Here is a 17,404-nt window from a genome sequence, read left to right on the forward strand (position 1 = left end):
TCCTCTGGTCAGCGGCCGACGGACGCGACGTTCCCGCTCCGTCGGCCCTGGCGCTTACTGGCTGACGGTTTTCACCGGATGGTCAGGTTTCTTATCATTACCGGGGATCCACGGGCTCCACGGCTGCGCGCGGACGGGCTCATCGGTCTGCCAGACCACGTTGAACTGGCCGTTGCCTTCAATTTCACCGATCATCACCGGCTTATGCAGATGGTGGTTGGTGGCATCCATCGTCAGGGTGAAACCGGACGGCGCTTTGAAGGTTTGTCCGGCCATAGCGTCGCGCACTTTGTCCACGTCGGTGGTGCCGGCTTTGGTCACCGCCTGCGCCCACATATGCAGACCCACCCAGGTCGCCTCCATCGGATCGTTGGTCACCACCGTATCGGCATTCGGCAGCTTGTGCGCTTTGGCGTAAGCGCGATAATCGGCGACAAAGGCTTTGTTGGTCGGGTTATCGACCGACTCAAAGTAGTTCCATGCCGCGAGGTTGCCGACCAGCGGTTTGGTATCGATGCCGCGCAGCTCCTCTTCCCCCACCGAGAAGGCCACCACCGGCACATCGGTCGCTTTCAGCCCCTGGTTAGCCAGCTCTTTGTAGAACGGCACGTTGGAATCGCCGTTGATGGTAGAGACCACCGCCGTTTTGCCGCCGGCGGAGAATTTTTTGATATTGGCGACGATGGTCTGGTAATCGCTATAGCCGAACGGGGTGTACACTTCTTCGATATCTTTGTCCTGGATCCCTTTGGCATGCAGGAAGGCGCGAAGGATCTTGTTGGTGGTGCGCGGATAAACGTAGTCGGTTCCCAGCAGGAAGAAGCGTTTGGCGCCGCCGCCGTCCTCGCTCAGCAGGTATTCCACCGCCGGGATGGCCTGCTGGTTAGGCGCCGCGCCAGTATAGAAGACGTTGGGGGACATCTCTTCCCCTTCGTACTGTACCGGGTAGAACAGCAGGCCGTTCAGCTCCTCAAACACCGGCAGGACCGATTTACGCGAGACCGAGGTCCAGCAGCCAAACACCACCGCCACCTTGTCCTGGGCCAGCAGCTGGCGTGCCTTCTCGGCGAACAGCGGCCAGTTGGAGGCCGGGTCGACCACCACCGGCTCCAGCTTCTTGCCCAACACCCCGCCTTTGGCGTTGATGTCGTCGATGGCCATCAGGGCGACGTCCTTCAGCGGCGTTTCGGAAATCGCCATCGTCCCGGAGAGCGAATGCATGATCCCGACTTTAATAGTGTCGGCGGCATAGGCCTGGAAGGAGAGACCCATAGCCATAACAGAGGCGGAGAGTGCAAAAGCTTTTAATAACGTTCTTCGTTGCATGATTCACTCCTGAGTAGCGCAAAAATAAAGAATTAACAGCTAACCAGAGGTGATAAGGCAAAAACGGTGCCAGGTTGTGAGAACAGTGGGATGCGGCGCAGGCGGACGGCGGAGGCGAAGGAGATGGCAGCGTTGCCTCATCACGGTGCAACGCTGCGCTAAGAAAGCAATTACCAGACGTCGGCGGCGATGGCGGTCACCAGACGGACTTTTTGCCACTGCTGGTCTTCGCTGAGGGCGTTACCCTCTTCCGTGGAGGCGAAACCGCACTGCGGACTCAGGCAGATCTGCTCGAGCGGAACATATTGCGCCGCCTCAGCGAGGCGCGCTTTTACCCCCTGCGGGTTCTCCAGCTCGCCGTTTTTGGTGGTGATAAGCCCGAGGACCACCTGCTGATGGCCGGGACGAATAAAGCGCAGCGGCGCGAAATCTCCGGAGCGGTCGTTGTCATACTCGAGGAAGAAGGCATCGACATTGACGCCGCCAAACAGCACCTCAGCCACCGGCTCGTAACCGCCCTCCGAGATCCAGGTTGAGCGGAAGTTGCCCCGGCAGACGTGCAGGCCCACCGTCAGATCGGCCGGCTTGCCCTCCAGCGCCTGGTTCAGCACCCGGGCATAAATGCGCGCCAGCGCATCCGGATCGTCGCCGCGCTCGCGCACCTGCTGACGCTGGGCATCGGAACAGAGATAGGCCCAGACGGTATCGTCCAGCTGCAGATAGCGGCAGCCGGCGTCATAAAACGCACGGATCGCGTCGCGCCAGGTGGTGGCCAGGTCGTCGAAGTAGTCGCTGAGATCCGGGTAAACGGTGGCATCAATATCTTTCCGACCGCCGCGGAAGTGGAGCACGCTCGGGCTGGGAATGGTCATCTTAGGCTGCGCGTCGCCGCTGATGCTTTTCAGATAGCGGAAATCCTCCAGCATTGGGTGGTCGCCAAACGCCAGCTTGCCGGTAACGCGCACGCCGTGCGCTTTGGTCTGCACGCCGTTGAACTGGATCCCCTGCTCGGCATCGTAACGCTCAACGCCTTGCAGGCCGTCGAAGAAATCAAAATGCCACCATGCGCGACGAAACTCGCCGTCGGTAACCACGTGCAGGCCGCAGTCGCACTGCTGCTGGACCAGGTGACGGATAGCGTTATTCTCAATGTCGCGCAGCTGACCGGCGTCGATGAGCCCCTCAGCCAGCTGCTGACGCGCCTGTTTGATGCTGTCCGGGCGCAAAAAACTGCCGACGATGTCTGCGCGGAACGGGGCCTGTTGACGTTGCATGCTGTCTCCTTAGCGGTGGGCGCGTTAGTTGCCCACCGTGATAGTTCATTATTTGAATTTTTAGACTTCTGGATGGCTATATGTCCAGATACTGGCATGCAGGCCGGCGGGCCGCAAACGAGAATATTTCATGGGACATGAAAAATATTCATTTACCGGCGACAAACGCATAGCCCTCATCTTCCCAGCCGGTGATCCCGCCGAGCATCATTTTCACCGGCCGCCCCAGTTCGGCCAGCTTTAGCGCGGCAACGTCGGCACCGTTGCAGTGCGGCCCGGCGCAATAGACCACAAACAGGGTCTCTCCCGGCCAGGCCGCCATTCTCTCGGCGCTGATCTGGCTGTGCGGGAGATGCAGCGCGCCGGGCAGGTGGCGCCTCGCGAAGGCCTCCTCGCTGCCGACCACGTGCAGCAGGACAAAGTCGACCTCGCCGGCACGCTGGGCGCTGTGCACATCGGCGCAGTCGGTCTCGAGATGCAGCTTATGGCGGAACCAGCGGATAGCCTCGGCGGAGGTGGCGGGGGTAAATTGGGTTACTACACTCATGGCGTCTTCTCCTTGTCTGTGATAACACTACTTTACTGACGCCCATCACCCTTATCTGCCGGCAACCATGACAGAAAACGCTAACATCCTGACAACTCCTTCGGTGACACTGTCACCTCACCGCGTGGTGGCCCTCGCCTACGATGGCCTGTGCACCTTTGAGTTTGGCGTGGCCGTGGAGATCTTCGGCCTGCCGCGCCCGGAAATGGGCGAGCGCTGGTACCAGTTCGCCGTCGCCGCCGTCGATGAAGGGCCTCTGAGAGCCACCGGCGGAGTCCGGTTGATGACCGACGGCGGCCCTGAGCTTCTCGCCCAGGCGCAGACCATCGTGGTCCCCGGCTGGCGCGGCATCGATGCCCCGGTCCCCGAGGCGCTGTGCGCCGCCCTGGCCGCCGCTCACGCCCGCGGGTGCCGGATTATTTCCATCTGTTCCGGGGTGTTCGTTCTCGCCGCCGCCGGGTTGCTCAATGGCCGCCAGGCGACAACCCACTGGCGCTACACCGCCGCGCTGCAGTCCCGTTTTCCGCAGATCCAGGTGGTGGAGGATGTCCTGTACGTGGGTGATGATTTGCTGATGACCTCCGCCGGCAGCGCGGCGGGGATCGACCTCTGTCTGCATCTGGTGCGCGAGGATTTCGGCAGCGAGGCAGCGAATGTGGTCGCCCGCCGCCTGGTGGTCTCTCCCCATCGCGACGGCGGTCAGGCGCAGCAGGTCCTGCGTCCGGTGGCCCGCAGCCGGGAGAGTCTGCGCCTTGGCCAGCTGTTTGATTATCTGCACCAGCATCTCGCCGCCAGCCACACCGTCGCCTCCCTCGCACAGCGCGCCGGCATGGGGACGCGCACCTTTTTGCGCCGCTTTGAAGAGGCCACTGGTAAAACCCCCGCCCGCTGGCTGCTGGAGGAGCGTCTGCTGCGCGCCCGTCAGCACCTGACGGAGAGCACGATGGGCATCGACCAGATCGCTGAGCGCTGCGGCTTTGCCAGCGCTGGCACCCTGCGCCACCATTTTCGCCAGCGCTTCGCGCTAAGCCCACTGCAGTACCGTAAACAGTTTGCAACTTCTCCGATTGCAAAATCGTCCCAGCCACGGACAATAGACGGCCACAGTAAACCGGTCGCCAGGATGGTCGATGATGAAGAAAGAGTGTCGGGTAGTGATCTATAAAGAGGGCCTGCTGGGCAGCCTGTTTTTTGGCGAAGCCAAAGCCGACCCTGACAAAATGAGCCAGTTTCTCAGTAGCTATACCCGCGAAGGCTGGGAGGTAAAAACCATGTCGGTGGAGCGACGCCGTACCGCCCTGTTCTGGTCGCGGGAAGCGTATCTGTTTGTGCTTGAACGGCCCCTCTGACGGTGCCTGCGCCTGGTTTAACCGCTTAAGCCAGGCGTTGCCCGGTATCCGCGCTCAGGGCTGGCGGATATAGCCCTGCTCCTGCATGTTGCGCATGGCCTCCTCGCTGGCGCAGACCATCCCGGTGGTCAGCATGGCAAAACCAAAGCGCTGATAGAATGGGATTTTATCGGCCACCGCATAGATAAAGATTTTGCCGAAGGGCAGCAGCTGCTCCCGGATGGCCAGCATTAGCTGTTGTCCGTAACCCTGCCCCTGGCGGTCGGGGACGATCGCCACATCCGACAAATAGCTGCTCCAGGTGCAGTCGCTGATGGCCCGCGCCACGGCAATCAGCTGACCGTGCTCATAGCCAAACCAGCAGAAGGTGCTATGGAGAAACGCCTGCTCCAGCTGCTGAACATCACGTTCATTCAGCCCGGCCTCGGCGACGATGGTCCTCACCCGCCGCCAGTCTACCCGCCCAATCGCCTCTTTCCCCTCAATCACCATCATGACCTTGACTCCCGTTGTGTTCGGCATCTATCCCGAAAGACAGATGTAGCATGCCGCCGCAGGGGATGCCAGGCGAAAAAACGAACGGAACAAAGCGGGAAACGGAGGAAGGCAAAAAAAAACCGCCATGTGACTGGCGGTAAATCAATGCTTGCATGGATAGATTGTATTTTGCATTTTTCGCAGGCAGAGGATCCTGACCTCTCTACGTTTGATCTCGAGGTTAGCATGGTCAACCTCAATAAATCCTCAACGGCCTGCGGCTAGAGCTTCTCCACCAACGCTTTCAGCTGCGCCAGGGTCTGCTGCCGGTCCTCCGCGGCGGCGAGCGGCCACGCCGACTGGCGCACGATGAGCCGGGTCGGCAGCAGCTCGCGGATCCGCAGCTGCGGGGCCGCCATCAGAGCAATCAGCCGCTCCACGGCCCGCTTGCCCAGCAGATCGAAGTCCTGCGCCACCGTGGTGAGCGGCGGCTGAAAGTAGAGACTGTCGGCGGTGTCGTCATAGCCGGTCACCGATACCGCCTGGCTGCCGCTGCGATTGAGCTGGGCCAGCGCGCTGAGTACCCCGAGCGCCATCTGATCGTTCGCCACCACAATGGCGCTGATCCGCGGCTGCAGGTGCAGCAGTTCAAAGGTTTTCTGCCAGCCGCTGGCGGCGCTCCAGTCTCCGAACACCGTGGTTGAACGGGCGATATTCAGACTGTGCAGCGCCTCGCGCCAGCTGGCGAGACGCAGACGGGCGGAAACCGAACTTTCCGGCCCTGCCAGCAGGCCAAATTCGCGATGCCCCAGCTCCCACAGATGGCGCACGCACGCCCCACAGCCGTCGCGATGATCGAAGCGCACGCAGCAGACATCGGCCTCCGGGGAGACGTCCAGAAACAGGCAGGCCATATCCGGGTTCTCTTTAACCAGTCGCTCGGCGGTAGCGCTTTCCAGCGGCAGACTAACGATCACTCCGCGAATATGCTGGGCGCGCAGTTCGTCCAGCCGGGCCTGCAGCGCGGCGAAGTCGGCCTGCGCCGGCATCGCTATTGCCACCTCCAGCTGGTGCAGGCTGGCATGGCTCTTTACCGCGGCGGCGATCTGCGAGGGAGCATGCAAGGTCAGCGAGGCAGTGATAAGCCCAATGGAGGGCGCTGCTTTGCCGGCGAGCAGCTGCGCCGAGCGGTTAGGTACGTAGTGCAGCGCCTGCATCGCGCGGATTACCTGCTCGCGGGTGCGGGCTGACACCACTTCAGGACGGTTCAGGACCCGGGAGACGGTCTGTTGGGAAACCCCGGCCGCGCGAGCGACATCCTCCAGGGTAGCGGTACGACGCGGCATTTTTTCTCCTCAGCAATAACAATGTCGTGCGCTAACATTTTATGTTTAACGCGCGACAAAAAACAGCGCTTTACCCTCGCTTTCGTGATCGTCTGTTAATTTCATTTCCGCCGTCGTTGCTGGACAAAACAAATTATCCGATAACGTTCTTTATCCTGTTTAGCGATCGACATTTTCTGACTTACCGGGGATTACTATGCCAATAAGCGATACCAGTCGCCGCCACGCGCCTGACTTCCACGCCGTCCTCGCCCGCGAAGACTGGCAGAACCAGACCATTACCCATCTCAACCGCCTGCCAGCGCATCCCGCGTTCGCCAGCTGGCGCGATGAGCTTGCCGCCCGCGATAATCGCCCTTCGCCTCGACGTCGTCAGCTGGACGGCGAATGGCAATTTGCTTACGCCCGCAGCCCGTTTGCCGTCGATGCACAGTGGCTGACGCAAGACCTGCCAGGCAGCCGCGGGACGCCCGTGCCCTCCAACTGGCAGATGGAGGGCTATGACGCGCCGATCTACACCAACGTCCGCTACCCCATCGACACCATCCCGCCGCGGGTGCCGGAGGATAACCCAACCGGCTGTTACTCCCTGCACGTTGCGATCGATGACGCCTGGCGCACGGACGGACAGACGCAGATTATTTTCGACGGCGTCAACTCAGCGTTTCATCTGTGGTGCAACGGCGCCTGGGTCGGTTACTCCCAGGACAGCCGCCTGCCGGCGGCGTTCGATCTCAGCCCCTTCCTGCGCCCGGGCGACAACCGCCTGTGCGTGATGGTCATGCGCTGGAGCGCCGGCAGCTGGCTGGAAGACCAGGATATGTGGCGAATGAGCGGTATTTTTCGCTCGGTGTGGCTGCTGAATAAGCCGCACCAGCGGCTATGCGACGTGCAGCTGACGCCGACCCTTGACGCCCTCTGCCGCGACGGCGCTCTGCAGGTTCAGGCGACCGTCGAAGCGACAGAGGCGGCGCTTGCCGGGCTCTGCGTCGGGGTTAGCCTGTGGCGCGGCGAGCAGCCTGTCGCCGCCCATCGTCAGCCGTTAGGCACCCCGGCGGTGGATGAGCGCGGCCACTATGCCGAACGGGTCGATTTCTCCCTGGCGGTAGCGGCGCCGGCGCACTGGAGCGCGGAAACCCCGAACTGTTATCGCGCCGTGGTCACCCTGTGGCGTGGCGACGAACTGCTGGAGGCCGAGGCGTGGGATATCGGTTTTCGCCGCATCGAGATCGCCGACGGTCTGCTGCGCCTTAACGGCAAACCGCTGCTGATCCGCGGCGTTAACCGCCATGAACACCACCATTTGCGCGGTCAGGTGGTCAGCGAGGCGGATATGGTGCAGGACATTCTGTTGATGAAGCAGAACAACTTTAACGCCGTCCGCTGCTCACACTACCCCAACGCGCCGCGCTGGTATGAGCTGTGCAACCGCTACGGTCTGTACGTGGTCGATGAAGCCAATATTGAAACCCACGGCATGGTGCCGATGAACCGGCTGTCCGACGATCCGGCGTGGCTGCCAGCCTTCAGCGCCCGCGTCACCCGGATGGTACAGAGCAACCGCAACCATCCATGCATTATCATCTGGTCGCTGGGTAACGAATCTGGCGGCGGCGGCAACCATGAAGCGCTGTACCACTGGCTGAAGCGCAACGACCCGAGCCGTCCGGTGCAGTACGAGGGCGGCGGCGCGGATACCACCGCTACCGATATTATCTGTCCGATGTACGCCCGCGTCGAACGCGACCAGCCGATCCCGGCGGTACCGAAGTGGGGGATCAAAAAATGGATCAGCCTGCCCGGCGAGCAGCGGCCGCTGATCCTCTGCGAGTACGCCCATGCGATGGGCAACAGTCTCGGCAACTTCGCCGATTACTGGCAGGCCTTCCGCGAGTATCCGCGGCTGCAGGGCGGGTTTATCTGGGACTGGGCCGACCAGGCGATCTGCAAAACCTTTGACGACGGCAGCGTCGGCTGGGCCTACGGCGGCGACTTTGGCGATAAGCCGAACGATCGCCAGTTCTGTATGAACGGCCTGGTGTTCCCCGATCGCACGCCGCATCCGTCGCTGATCGAGGCGAAGCACGCCCAGCAGTATTTCCAGTTCGCCCTGCTGTCGACCTCGCCGCTGCGCGTGCGCATCGCCAGCGAATACCTGTTCCGCCAGAGCGATAACGAAGCGCTGCGCTGGCAGGTGCAGGCGGCCGGTGAAACCCTGTATCACGGCAACCTGACGCTGGCGCTTCCCCCGGAGGGCAGTGACGAGATAACGCTGCTTGATGACCTGATTATACCGCCAGGCGCCCGCGCGGTGTGGCTGACGCTGGAGGTGGTCCAGCCCCGGGCGACCGACTGGTCCCCGGCGGACCATCGCGTCGCCTGGCAGCAGTTTCCCCTGCCCGCCCCGCTGGCGCTGCCGGCGCCCACGGTGCCTGCCGGCGCCCCGGATCTGGTCGTCAGCGAGGAGGCCTGGCAGATCCGCGCCGGCACGCAGTGCTGGACCGTCGATCGGCGGACCGGTTTGCTGAGTGGCTGGTCGCTTGCCGGTCAGGAGCAGCTGCTGACCCCCCTGCAGGATCAGTTTATCCGCGCGCCGCTCGACAATGACATCGGGGTCAGCGAAGTGGAGCGCATCGATCCCAACGCCTGGGTGGAGCGCTGGAAAAGCGCCGGCCTGTTCGACCTTGAGGCGCGCTGCGTGCAGTGCGATGCCCAGCGCCTGGCGAATGAGACCCTTGTCGACAGCCGCTGGCACTACCTGCGCGGCGACGAGGTGGTGATTGTCAGCCACTGGCGCATGCGCTTTACTGCGGACGGAACGGTACGGCTGACGGTGGACGGCGAGCGCGCGGAAACGCTGCCGCCGCTGCCGCGGGTCGGACTGCATTTCCAGGTGGCGGATCAGCAGGCGCCGGTGAGCTGGCTGGGGCTGGGACCGCATGAGAACTACCCCGACCGGCGGAGCAGCGCCTGCTTCGCCCGCTGGGAGCAGCCGCTGGCGGCGATGAGCACGCCCTACATCTTCCCGACGGAAAACGGCCTGCGCTGTGATACCCAGGCGCTGGATTGGGGACGCTGGCACGTCAGCGGTCATTTCCACTTCTCCGTTCAGCCATGGAGCACCCGTCAGCTAATGGAGACCGACCACTGGCACAAGATCCAGGCTGAAGACGGGGTGTGGATCACCCTCGACGGCCTGCATATGGGAGTGGGCGGCGATGACTCCTGGACCCCAAGCGTGCTGCCGCAGTGGCTCCTGACCCAAACGCGCTGGCAGTACGAGGTCTCATTGCGTTGCCTTTAATCCGTGGGGGCGGCAGCCCCCACCCTACAAACAGAATAACAAGGGATCATGGTGATGAAATTCTCTGAACTGGCGCCGCGAGAACGGCATAATTTTGTCTATTTCCTGCTGTTCTTTTTCTTTTACTATTTCATTATGTCGGCCTATTTTCCTTTTTTTCCGGTGTGGCTGGCGGACGTTAACCATTTAACCAAAACGGAAACCGGGATCGTCTTCTCCTCCATCTCGCTGTTCGCAATTATTTTTCAGCCGGTATTTGGTCTGATGTCGGATAAGCTTGGCCTGCGCAAACATCTGCTGTGGACCATCACGGTACTGTTAATTCTGTTCGCGCCGTTCTTTATTTTCGTTTTCTCCCCGCTGTTGCAGATGAATATTATCGCCGGTTCGCTGGTGGGCGGGATCTACCTGGGGATTGTTTTCTCCAGCGGCTCCGGGGCGGTGGAAGCCTATATCGAGCGCGTCAGCCGGGCAAACCGCTTTGAATATGGCAAAGTGCGGGTCGCTGGCTGCGTCGGCTGGGCGCTGTGCGCCTCGATAACCGGCGTGCTGTTCGGCATCGACCCCAATATTACCTTCTGGATCGCCTCCGGCTTTGCGCTGGTGCTAGGTCTTCTGCTCTGGCTGTCGCGCCCGGAAAGCAGCAACAGCGCCCAGGTTATTGAGGCGCTGGGAGCCAATCGCCAGGCCTTTTCGCTGCGCACCGCGGCCGAGCTGTTACGTATGCCGCGTTTCTGGGGCTTTATCGTCTATGTGGTGGGAGTCGCCAGCGTCTACGACGTGTTTGATCAGCAGTTCGCCAACTTTTTCAAAAGCTTTTTCGCCAGTCCGCAGCGCGGTACCGAAGTGTTTGGCTTCGTCACCACCGGCGGCGAGCTGCTCAACGCGCTAATTATGTTCTGCGCCCCGGCCATCGTTAACCGCATCGGCGCCAAAAACGCCCTGCTGACCGCCGGGATGATCATGTCGGTGCGCATTCTCGGATCGTCGTTCGCCTCATCGGCGGTAGAGGTGGTGATCCTCAAGATGCTGCATATGTTTGAGATCCCCTTCCTGCTGGTCGGGACCTTTAAATATATCTCCTCCGCCTTTAACCCGCGGCTCTCGGCCACCCTGTTCCTGATCGGTTTTAACCTGTCGAAACAGCTGTCCGGGGTGGTCCTTTCCGCCTGGGTGGGCCGGATGTATGACACCGTCGGCTTCCATCAGGCCTATCTGATCCTCGGCTGCATCACCCTGAGCTTCACCCTGCTCTCGTTCATCACCTTACGCGGCGGCAAAAGCCTGCTGCCAGCAGCGGAGACGCAGACCCCCGCCTGATCCCGGCGCTCCCGTCAGGGATGACGGGGTTTACGCCACAATGCGCGTTTCTCCGCCGCTATTCTCCAGCGCATAGCGCTGACAGGGCGCCCCAGCGGCGATAAGCTCCGCCAGTTCAGCCGAGTGGCTGGTCAGCCAGATCTGGCTGTAGCGGGAGGCCTCGATTATCAGCCGGGCCAGCGCCGGGAGCATGTCGCGATGCAGGCTGTTCTCCGGCTCATTGATCGCCAGAAACGCCGGCGGGCGCGGGCTGAGCAGCGCGACGGCGAGACAGAGAAAGCGCAGCGTGCCATCGGACATCTCCGCCGCCAGCAGCGGCCTGCGGATCCCCTCCCGGCGCATTTTCAGGGCGAAACGCGAGTGCTCGTTTTCACAGTAAAACTGGCAGCCGGGAAAGGCGTCGGCGAGGATCTCGTGCAACATCTCCTCCGCGCCAATCTCGACAATGGTCTGAAAGGCAGCGGCCAGATTATGGCCATCGCTGTCGAGCACCGGCGAACGATACCCCACGGCCGGCTGGCGCAGCGGCGAGTGGCGACCAATGGCGAACTCATGGTAAAACCGCCAGCGGCGCAGGGTCTCCCGCACCCGCGACACTTCGGGAAAACGGTGCGGCTCGCCAAGCTGACCGAACACCGACTCGTTTTCATAAATACTCTCGGTGAAGGTGCTTTTCTCCCCGGTGACATCGACGAGGAACGCCGCCTGATTCTTGCGCTGCAGTACGCGGGAGGAAGGCCGACGGGAGTAGCCTGCCAGCCAGATGTGCTCTTCTTTGACGATGGGATCGAGCATGAACTGCGTCGGATAGGGTAATTTTTCCGGGAAACCTACCTGCAGTTCATAATCAAAGCTCTCCGTCCGACAGGCGATTTGCAGCCGGCGGGGATGGCGATCGAGGGGGGAACGATCTCCGGACCACATCATATTTTCCAGGCCGCCCTCTGCGCTGATAAACCCCGACAGCCTGCCGTCGGCAGCCGCGGTCAACAGATGGATGGCGTTGTAAATATTGGATTTGCCGCAGCCGTTAGGACCGAAGACAATGTTCAATGGCCCCAGCTCCAGTTCGATATCCCTGACTGAGCGAAAGTTTTGTATATGGATGTACTGAATCATGATGCGTCCTGGCCCGGAGAGAGAAGGCTGCCACAGTAGCAAAGCCGCGGCATGGATACTATCGCATCCCCTCACTCCGCCCGGGTTCAACAGAACATTTTTTTCATTCCGCGGGTCAGCGCCACCCGCGTCAGCTTATCGCTATCCTGATGGGCGTCACTAAAGACGCCAAAGAAATAGCGTTCATCGTCAATGGTTTGACTTACGATACGATAGCTGAGCGGTTGCCCGGACGGCGCACCGTATTGCGCAGGCGTCACCGAGACCTCGGTCGCATCGTCGGCGACGCTGACCAGCAGTCCATCCGCCTTACCGCCCACCAGCATGACCTTAATTATCGGGTGCACCAGTTCCTCCCGGGATGGCATAGATCATTGGCAAACCGCGCAGCGCGGCGGGCGTATCGTCAGCAATCAGCGGCGCCAGCCAGCGTGCGGTCTTAAGTACTTTCTTATAGTTCATTGCGGCCTTGAGTCAAAAAATAGCGTGCTTAGGCTGAGCTAAATATTGATTATTCGAAATAAAAGATGACAAATGATGAAGGAAAAAAGAGGAATTGTGAATCAGCAAAATACCGGGTTATTCTAATTCGTCACACCTTTTCTCGCCTTTATCGGCCCTTACACAAGGAAGTATTACGGTTATGCGTTATGTTCGCCTGTGCCTTATCTCCCTGATTGCCGCCCTGCCACTGGCGGTATTCGCCAGCCCTCAGCCGCTTGAGCAGATTAAAATCAGCGAAAGTCAGCTGGCGGGCCGGGTGGGCTATGTTGAAATGGATCTGGCCAGCGGCCGCACGCTGGCCGCCTGGCGCGCCAGTGAGCGCTTTCCGCTGATGAGCACCTTTAAAGTGCTGCTCTGCGGCGCGGTGCTGGCCCGGGTGGATGCCGGCGACGAACAGCTGGATCGGCGGATCCACTACCGCCAGCAGGATCTGGTGGACTACTCCCCGGTCAGCGAAAAACACCTTGCCGACGGGATGACCGTTGGCGAACTCTGCGCCGCCGCCATCACCATGAGCGACAACAGCGCCGGCAATCTGCTGTTGAAGATCGTCGGCGGCCCTGCGGGATTGACCGCTTTTCTGCGCCAGATCGGTGACAACGTCACCCGTCTTGACCGCTGGGAAACGGAACTCAATGAGGCGCTTCCCGGCGACGTGCGCGACACCACCACCCCGGCCAGCATGGCCACCACCCTGCGCAAGCTGCTAACCACCCCCTCTCTGAGCGCCCGCTCGCAGCAGCAGCTGCTGCAGTGGATGGTTGACGACCGGGTGGCCGGCCCGTTGATCCGCGCCGTGCTGCCGGCGGGCTGGTTTATCGCCGATAAAACCGGGGCCGGTGAGCGGGGCTCACGCGGCATTGTCGCCCTGCTCGGCCCGGACGGCAAAGCGGAGCGTATCGTGGTGATCTATCTGCGGGATACCGCGGCGACCATGGCCGAACGTAACCAGCAGATCGCCGGGATAGGCGCGGCGCTGATCGAGCACTGGCAGCGCTAGCCCGGCGAAGGCCGCGCGCCTTACCCGGCGCGCAGCACCTCGCAGGCGTGCCGGGTGATATGGGCGGCGGCGGCATCGGAGAGATGCCGGTCGGTAATGATGGTGGTAAAGCGAGTCAAGGGCAACGCCATAAACGTGGCCACCTGATTGTATTTCGAACTGTCGCACAGCAGGATGCTTCTGGCGCTAACCTGGCTGACGGTCTCCTTGACGGTGACTTTGTTCTCATCAGGGGTGAAAATTCCGCGGCTGTCCCAGCCGCTGGCGGAGATAAAGGCCGTATCGATAGCCAGGTGGCGCAAGGTGCGCGCCGCCGACTCGCCGACGCAGGAGCGGTTCTCCCGGCACAGGGTGCCGCCGGTGTGGATCACCCCGCACTGGCTGGCATCTATCAGCAGCTGGGTTATCTCAAAATCATTGGTGACCACCTGCAGGTCGTCCCGGTCGAGGATGGCCCGCGCCAGCGCCAGAGTGGTGGTGCCGGCATCGAGATAGATGCAGCTGTTTTTGGCAATGAGACTGGCCGCCAGCGCGCCGATGGCCTGCTTCTCTTCACTCTGCAGGGTGCTTTTCACCAGATGACTGGGCTCTGCGGCCAGCCGGCTGACGGCGCGCACGCCGCCCGAGACGCTGACCAGCAGCCCCTGTTCTTCCAGCTTACTGACGTCCCGACGGATAGTCATATGGGACACGCCGAGGATCTCCGTCAGCTCATTAATGCTTACCGCCCCACGCTGCTCCACCAGGGCTAAAATACGCTGATGACGTTCAATTGGAATCACCGCTCTCCCCTTACCATTTTTTCACACCAGACCACACCACTCACGCCGGGAGCCTGACGATACCCTGTACTGTTATCGCGCTTGACCACTGTTTTTACGCTATTTTAGGGCAAGAATCGCCGTCGCGCAGCCACTTTCCGCCTGTGAATTTTTTATATTCATGTGGGTTATTCGTGATAACTCTCACATAATTTCACATGATAACGCTTTATTCTATCATTAAATCACATTAATTAACGAATATTCACAAGGAGACCATCATGACTGCACACACTAACGTCTGCGTGATTGGACTGGGTTCGATGGGCATGGGCGCCGCCCGCGCCTGCCTGCAGGCGGGCCTGAACACCTGGGGGGTGGACATCAACCCCGACAACTGCCGCGCGCTGCTGGAGGCGGGCGCCAAAGGCGCAGGCTCCAGCGCGGTGCCTTTCGCCGCTGAGCTGGATGCGGTCGTACTGCTGGTGGTCAATGCCGCCCAGGTACGGGGGATCCTGTTCGGCGAGAGCGGCCTCGCCGCCCATCTGAAGCCGGGCACCGCGGTGATGGTGTCGTCAACCATCGCCGCCGCCGATGCCCAGGCGATAGCCGTAGCGCTGGCAGAATACCAGCTCTTGATGCTCGACGCGCCAGTATCGGGCGGCGCAGTGAAAGCGGCCGCCGGCGACATGACGGTAATGGCCTCCGGGAGCGATGCCGCCTTCGCCCGCCTCGCGCCAGTGCTGGATGCGGTGGCCGGCAAAGTCTACCGCATCGGGAGCGACATTGGCCTCGGCTCGACGGTGAAAATCATCCATCAGCTGCTGGCCGGGGTGCATATCGCCGTCGCCGCCGAAGCGATGGCCCTCGCCGCCCGCGCCGGCATCCCGCTGGAGACGATGTACGACGTGGTGACCCACGCGGCGGGTAATTCGTGGATGTTTGAGAATCGTATGCAGCACGTCCTGGATGGCGATTACTCGCCAAAATCCGCCGTCGATATTTTTGTCAAAGATCTCGGTCTGGTGAATGACACCGCCCGGGCGCTGACCTTCCCGCTGCCGCTCGCGACCACCGCGCTGAATATGTTCACCTCCGCCAGCAACGCCGGATTCGGCCGGGAAGATGACAGCGCGGTGATCAAGATTTTCAACGGCATTACCCTGCCGGGCCATAAACAGTGAGGAGAGACAAGATGCAGCTTGGTGTCATTGCCGATGACTTTACCGGCGCCACGGATATCGCCAGCTTCCTCGTGCGCAACGGCATGCCGACCGTGCAGCTAAACGGCGTACCGCCCCACGAACTGCCGTTGACCAGTGAAGCGGTGGTGATCAGTCTGAAAACGCGATCCTGCCCGGTGGAAACCGCCGTCAGCCAGTCCCTGGCGGCCCTGCGCTGGCTGCAAGCCCGGGGCTGTCAGCAATTTTATTTTAAGTATTGTTCCACTTTCGACAGCACCGCGCAGGGTAACATTGGCCCGGTACTGGATGCGCTGCTGGCAGAGCTGGACGAGACGCGGACGGTGATATCACCGGCGCTGCCGGTGAACGGCCGCACGGTCTATCAGGGGTATCTGTTTGTCGGCCAGCAGTTGCTCAATGAGTCCGGCATGCGCCACCATCCGGTGACGCCAATGGAGGATGCCCACCTCGGCCGCTTAATCGAACGCCAGGGCGGCGGTAAAGCGGCGCTGATAGCCTGGCCGATTGTCGATCAGGGGCCGGAAGCGGTCGCTGCCGCGCTGGCGGCCATCAGCGATCCGGCGGTGCGCTATGTGGTGCTCGATGCGCTTAGTGAACAGCATTTGCTGACCCAGGGGGCGGCGCTGCGGGAGATGAAGCTGGTCTCCGGCGGCTCTGGTCTCGCCATCGGCCTCGCCCGCGACTGGGCGCAGCGCCACGGAACCCAGGGTGAAGGATTCCTGGCGGGCATGCCGCTACCCGGCCCGGCTGTGGTGCTCTCGGGCTCCTGTTCGCTGATGACCAACAGCCAGGTGGCGGCCTATCGTGAACAGGCTCCCGCCCGCGCCGTTGACTTAAGCGCCTGCTTTACCGATCTCGAAGGCTATGTCGGGACGCTGGCAGCCTGGGTGGACGCAAACCGCGATGCGCCGCTGGCGCCGATGGTCTATGCCACCACCGAGCCGCAAACGCTGCAGCGGATCCAGGCGCAGTATGGCGACAAGGCCAGCAGCGAAAGGGTGGAACAGTTGTTCGCCGCCCTCGCCGCCGCGCTGAAAGCGAAAGGATTCACCCGCTTTATTGTGGCCGGAGGGGAAACGTCGAGCATCGTGGCGCAGACGCTGGGGGTCGAGGCGTTCCATATCGGGCCGACGATCTCCCCTGGAGTTCCCTGGGTGCGTGACACCCGCCAGCCGCTCTCCCTGGCGCTGAAGTCAGGGAATTTCGGCGATATCTCGTTCTTTGCCCGTGCCCAGCAGGAGTTTTGTCATGACTGAGCAACAGCTGCGAGATGAGATGGTGCAAATTGGCGCCTCGTTGTTTAACCGCGGTTATGCCACCGGCTCCGCCGGCAATCTGTCGCTGCTGCTGCCGGACGGCAACCTGCTGGCGACGCCGACCGGCTCCTGCCTGGGCGAGCTGCAGGCGCAGCGGTTGTCGGTGGTCACCCTGCAAGGCGAATGGCTCGCCGGCGACAAACCGTCGAAAGAGGTCGCTTTTCACCGGGCGGTCTATTTGCATAACCCGGCCTGCAAGGCGATCGTCCACTTGCATAGCCACTATTTGACCGCGCTCTCCTGCCTGCAGGGGCTCGATCCGCACAATTGTATTCGCCCCTTTACTCCCTACGTGGTGATGCGGGTCGGCGACGTCCCGGTGGTTCCCTACTACCGACCGGGTGACGACCGCATTGCCGAGGCGCTGGCCGGGCTGGCGCCGCGCTATAACGCCTTTTTACTGGCCAACCATGGTCCGGTGGTCACCGGCTCATCGCTGCGCGAAGCCACCAACAATACCGAAGAGCTGGAAGAGACCGCGCGGCTGATGTTTACCCTCGGCAATCGCGAGATCCGTTACCTGACCGCTGACGAAGTGGATGAACTGAGATAAAAC

Annotated in this window: 17 protein-coding genes; 8 read left to right on the top strand and 9 right to left on the bottom strand. The window is 61.6% G+C overall.

The window, feature by feature from the left end; genetic code table 11:
- Positions 1-54: 54 nt before the first annotated feature.
- The 3 genes from urtA to ABLV64_RS03375 all read right to left on the bottom strand — a co-directional run bounded on the left by urtA (position 55) and on the right by ABLV64_RS03375 (position 3,147).
- Positions 55-1,326, bottom strand: a complete 1,272-nt coding sequence (gene urtA, locus ABLV64_RS03365) for an urea ABC transporter substrate-binding protein (RefSeq protein ID WP_004205981.1) — start codon at positions 1,324-1,326, stop codon at positions 55-57.
- Between the two features lie 170 nt (positions 1,327-1,496).
- Positions 1,497-2,600 carry a cobalamin-independent methionine synthase II family protein gene (locus tag ABLV64_RS03370; protein ID WP_023280916.1) on the bottom strand — a complete coding sequence of 368 codons (1,104 nt, stop codon included), beginning with the start codon at positions 2,598-2,600 and terminating at the stop codon, positions 1,497-1,499.
- A 148-nt stretch (positions 2,601-2,748) separates the two neighbouring features.
- On the bottom strand, positions 2,749-3,147 hold the full coding sequence (locus ABLV64_RS03375) for a rhodanese-like domain-containing protein (protein WP_032456007.1): 399 nt from the start codon (positions 3,145-3,147) through the stop codon (positions 2,749-2,751).
- Between the two features lie 67 nt (positions 3,148-3,214).
- Between ABLV64_RS03375 and ftrA the strand changes: the two genes are divergently transcribed.
- Positions 3,215-4,312 (top strand): transcriptional regulator FtrA, encoded by a 1,098-nt coding sequence (gene ftrA, locus ABLV64_RS03380; protein ID WP_048324123.1) that lies wholly within the window; start codon positions 3,215-3,217, stop codon positions 4,310-4,312.
- Positions 4,281-4,496: a DUF4177 domain-containing protein gene (locus ABLV64_RS03385; RefSeq protein WP_004205985.1), complete on the top strand. Its 216-nt coding sequence runs from the start codon at positions 4,281-4,283 to the stop codon at positions 4,494-4,496. The genes ftrA and ABLV64_RS03385 overlap by 32 nt, the downstream gene beginning before the upstream one ends.
- Before the next feature lie 54 nt (positions 4,497-4,550).
- Here ABLV64_RS03385 and ABLV64_RS03390 read toward each other — a convergent pair whose 3' ends face one another.
- Positions 4,551-4,991 carry a GNAT family N-acetyltransferase gene (locus ABLV64_RS03390; RefSeq protein ID WP_004205986.1) on the bottom strand — a complete coding sequence of 147 codons (441 nt, stop codon included), beginning with the start codon at positions 4,989-4,991 and terminating at the stop codon, positions 4,551-4,553.
- 263 nt (positions 4,992-5,254) lie between these two features.
- Positions 5,255-6,319 carry a LacI family DNA-binding transcriptional regulator gene (locus ABLV64_RS03395; protein WP_004205987.1) on the bottom strand — a complete coding sequence of 355 codons (1,065 nt, stop codon included), beginning with the start codon at positions 6,317-6,319 and terminating at the stop codon, positions 5,255-5,257.
- A 196-nt stretch (positions 6,320-6,515) separates the two neighbouring features.
- Here ABLV64_RS03395 and ABLV64_RS03400 point away from each other — a divergent pair, with 196 nt between their 5' ends.
- Together ABLV64_RS03400 and ABLV64_RS03405 are read left to right on the top strand one after the other, a co-directional pair.
- Positions 6,516-9,623: a beta-galactosidase gene (locus ABLV64_RS03400; protein ID WP_062913928.1), complete on the top strand. Its 3,108-nt coding sequence runs from the start codon at positions 6,516-6,518 to the stop codon at positions 9,621-9,623.
- Between the two features lie 54 nt (positions 9,624-9,677).
- Positions 9,678-10,943, top strand: a complete 1,266-nt coding sequence (locus tag ABLV64_RS03405; protein ID WP_004205989.1) for an MFS transporter — start codon at positions 9,678-9,680, stop codon at positions 10,941-10,943.
- 30 nt (positions 10,944-10,973) lie between these two features.
- Here ABLV64_RS03405 and ABLV64_RS03410 read toward each other — a convergent pair whose 3' ends face one another.
- The 3 genes from ABLV64_RS03410 to ABLV64_RS03420 form a co-directional block, all read right to left on the bottom strand.
- Positions 10,974-12,062, bottom strand: coding sequence for an AAA family ATPase (locus ABLV64_RS03410; protein WP_004205990.1), 1,089 nt, complete (start codon positions 12,060-12,062; stop codon positions 10,974-10,976).
- A gap of 86 nt (positions 12,063-12,148) precedes the next feature.
- Positions 12,149-12,409, bottom strand: coding sequence for a hypothetical protein (locus ABLV64_RS03415; protein ID WP_004205993.1), 261 nt, complete (start codon positions 12,407-12,409; stop codon positions 12,149-12,151).
- Complete coding sequence (locus tag ABLV64_RS03420; protein WP_023318188.1) at positions 12,393-12,524, bottom strand: hypothetical protein; 132 nt, start codon at positions 12,522-12,524, stop codon at positions 12,393-12,395. The genes ABLV64_RS03415 and ABLV64_RS03420 overlap by 17 nt, the downstream gene beginning before the upstream one ends.
- Positions 12,525-12,705: 181 nt before the next feature.
- Between ABLV64_RS03420 and ABLV64_RS03425 the strand changes: the two genes are divergently transcribed.
- Positions 12,706-13,566 (top strand): broad-spectrum class A beta-lactamase OKP-B-7, encoded by an 861-nt coding sequence (locus ABLV64_RS03425; RefSeq protein ID WP_057215100.1) that lies wholly within the window; start codon positions 12,706-12,708, stop codon positions 13,564-13,566.
- Positions 13,567-13,586: 20 nt separating this feature from the next.
- On the opposite strand, the gene ABLV64_RS03430 is transcribed toward ABLV64_RS03425, so the two are convergent.
- Positions 13,587-14,348, bottom strand: a complete 762-nt coding sequence (locus ABLV64_RS03430; protein ID WP_004205996.1) for a DeoR/GlpR family DNA-binding transcription regulator — start codon at positions 14,346-14,348, stop codon at positions 13,587-13,589.
- Between the two features lie 260 nt (positions 14,349-14,608).
- Here ABLV64_RS03430 and ltnD point away from each other — a divergent pair, with 260 nt between their 5' ends.
- Genes ltnD through ABLV64_RS03445 form a run of 3 tightly spaced genes read left to right on the top strand, consistent with a single transcriptional unit; the run spans position 14,609 to position 17,401 of the window.
- Positions 14,609-15,511 (top strand): L-threonate dehydrogenase, encoded by a 903-nt coding sequence (gene ltnD, locus ABLV64_RS03435; protein WP_004205998.1) that lies wholly within the window; start codon positions 14,609-14,611, stop codon positions 15,509-15,511.
- Positions 15,512-15,522: 11 nt separating this feature from the next.
- Positions 15,523-16,788 carry a 3-oxo-tetronate kinase gene (gene otnK / locus ABLV64_RS03440; protein ID WP_348842954.1) on the top strand — a complete coding sequence of 422 codons (1,266 nt, stop codon included), beginning with the start codon at positions 15,523-15,525 and terminating at the stop codon, positions 16,786-16,788.
- Entirely contained in the window at positions 16,781-17,401 is a 621-nt protein-coding gene (locus ABLV64_RS03445; protein ID WP_017900343.1) for an aldolase, read from the top strand. The genes otnK and ABLV64_RS03445 overlap by 8 nt, the downstream gene beginning before the upstream one ends.
- Positions 17,402-17,404: the final 3 nt, after the last annotated feature.

It is taken from the genome of Klebsiella sp. JB_Kp031, assembly GCF_040064295.1.
In the GTDB taxonomy this organism is placed as follows: Bacteria; Pseudomonadota; Gammaproteobacteria; order Enterobacterales; family Enterobacteriaceae; genus Klebsiella; species Klebsiella quasipneumoniae.

Coding starts and splice junctions, on each gene's coding strand:
- ABLV64_RS03375 (WP_032456007.1), bottom strand. CDS start 3,147: ATGAGTGTAGTAACCCAATTTACCCCCGCCACCTCCGCCGAGGCTATC.
- ftrA (WP_048324123.1), top strand. CDS start 3,215: ATGACAGAAAACGCTAACATCCTGACAACTCCTTCGGTGACACTGTCA.
- ABLV64_RS03370 (WP_023280916.1), bottom strand. CDS start 2,600: ATGCAACGTCAACAGGCCCCGTTCCGCGCAGACATCGTCGGCAGTTTT.
- ABLV64_RS03410 (WP_004205990.1), bottom strand. CDS start 12,062: ATGATTCAGTACATCCATATACAAAACTTTCGCTCAGTCAGGGATATC.
- ltnD (WP_004205998.1), top strand. CDS start 14,609: ATGACTGCACACACTAACGTCTGCGTGATTGGACTGGGTTCGATGGGC.
- urtA (WP_004205981.1), bottom strand. CDS start 1,326: ATGCAACGAAGAACGTTATTAAAAGCTTTTGCACTCTCCGCCTCTGTT.
- otnK (WP_348842954.1), top strand. CDS start 15,523: ATGCAGCTTGGTGTCATTGCCGATGACTTTACCGGCGCCACGGATATC.
- ABLV64_RS03405 (WP_004205989.1), top strand. CDS start 9,678: ATGAAATTCTCTGAACTGGCGCCGCGAGAACGGCATAATTTTGTCTAT.
- ABLV64_RS03445 (WP_017900343.1), top strand. CDS start 16,781: ATGACTGAGCAACAGCTGCGAGATGAGATGGTGCAAATTGGCGCCTCG.
- ABLV64_RS03390 (WP_004205986.1), bottom strand. CDS start 4,991: ATGATGGTGATTGAGGGGAAAGAGGCGATTGGGCGGGTAGACTGGCGG.
- ABLV64_RS03425 (WP_057215100.1), top strand. CDS start 12,706: ATGCGTTATGTTCGCCTGTGCCTTATCTCCCTGATTGCCGCCCTGCCA.
- ABLV64_RS03395 (WP_004205987.1), bottom strand. CDS start 6,319: ATGCCGCGTCGTACCGCTACCCTGGAGGATGTCGCTCGCGCGGCCGGG.
- ABLV64_RS03420 (WP_023318188.1), bottom strand. CDS start 12,524: ATGAACTATAAGAAAGTACTTAAGACCGCACGCTGGCTGGCGCCGCTG.
- ABLV64_RS03385 (WP_004205985.1), top strand. CDS start 4,281: ATGAAGAAAGAGTGTCGGGTAGTGATCTATAAAGAGGGCCTGCTGGGC.
- ABLV64_RS03400 (WP_062913928.1), top strand. CDS start 6,516: ATGCCAATAAGCGATACCAGTCGCCGCCACGCGCCTGACTTCCACGCC.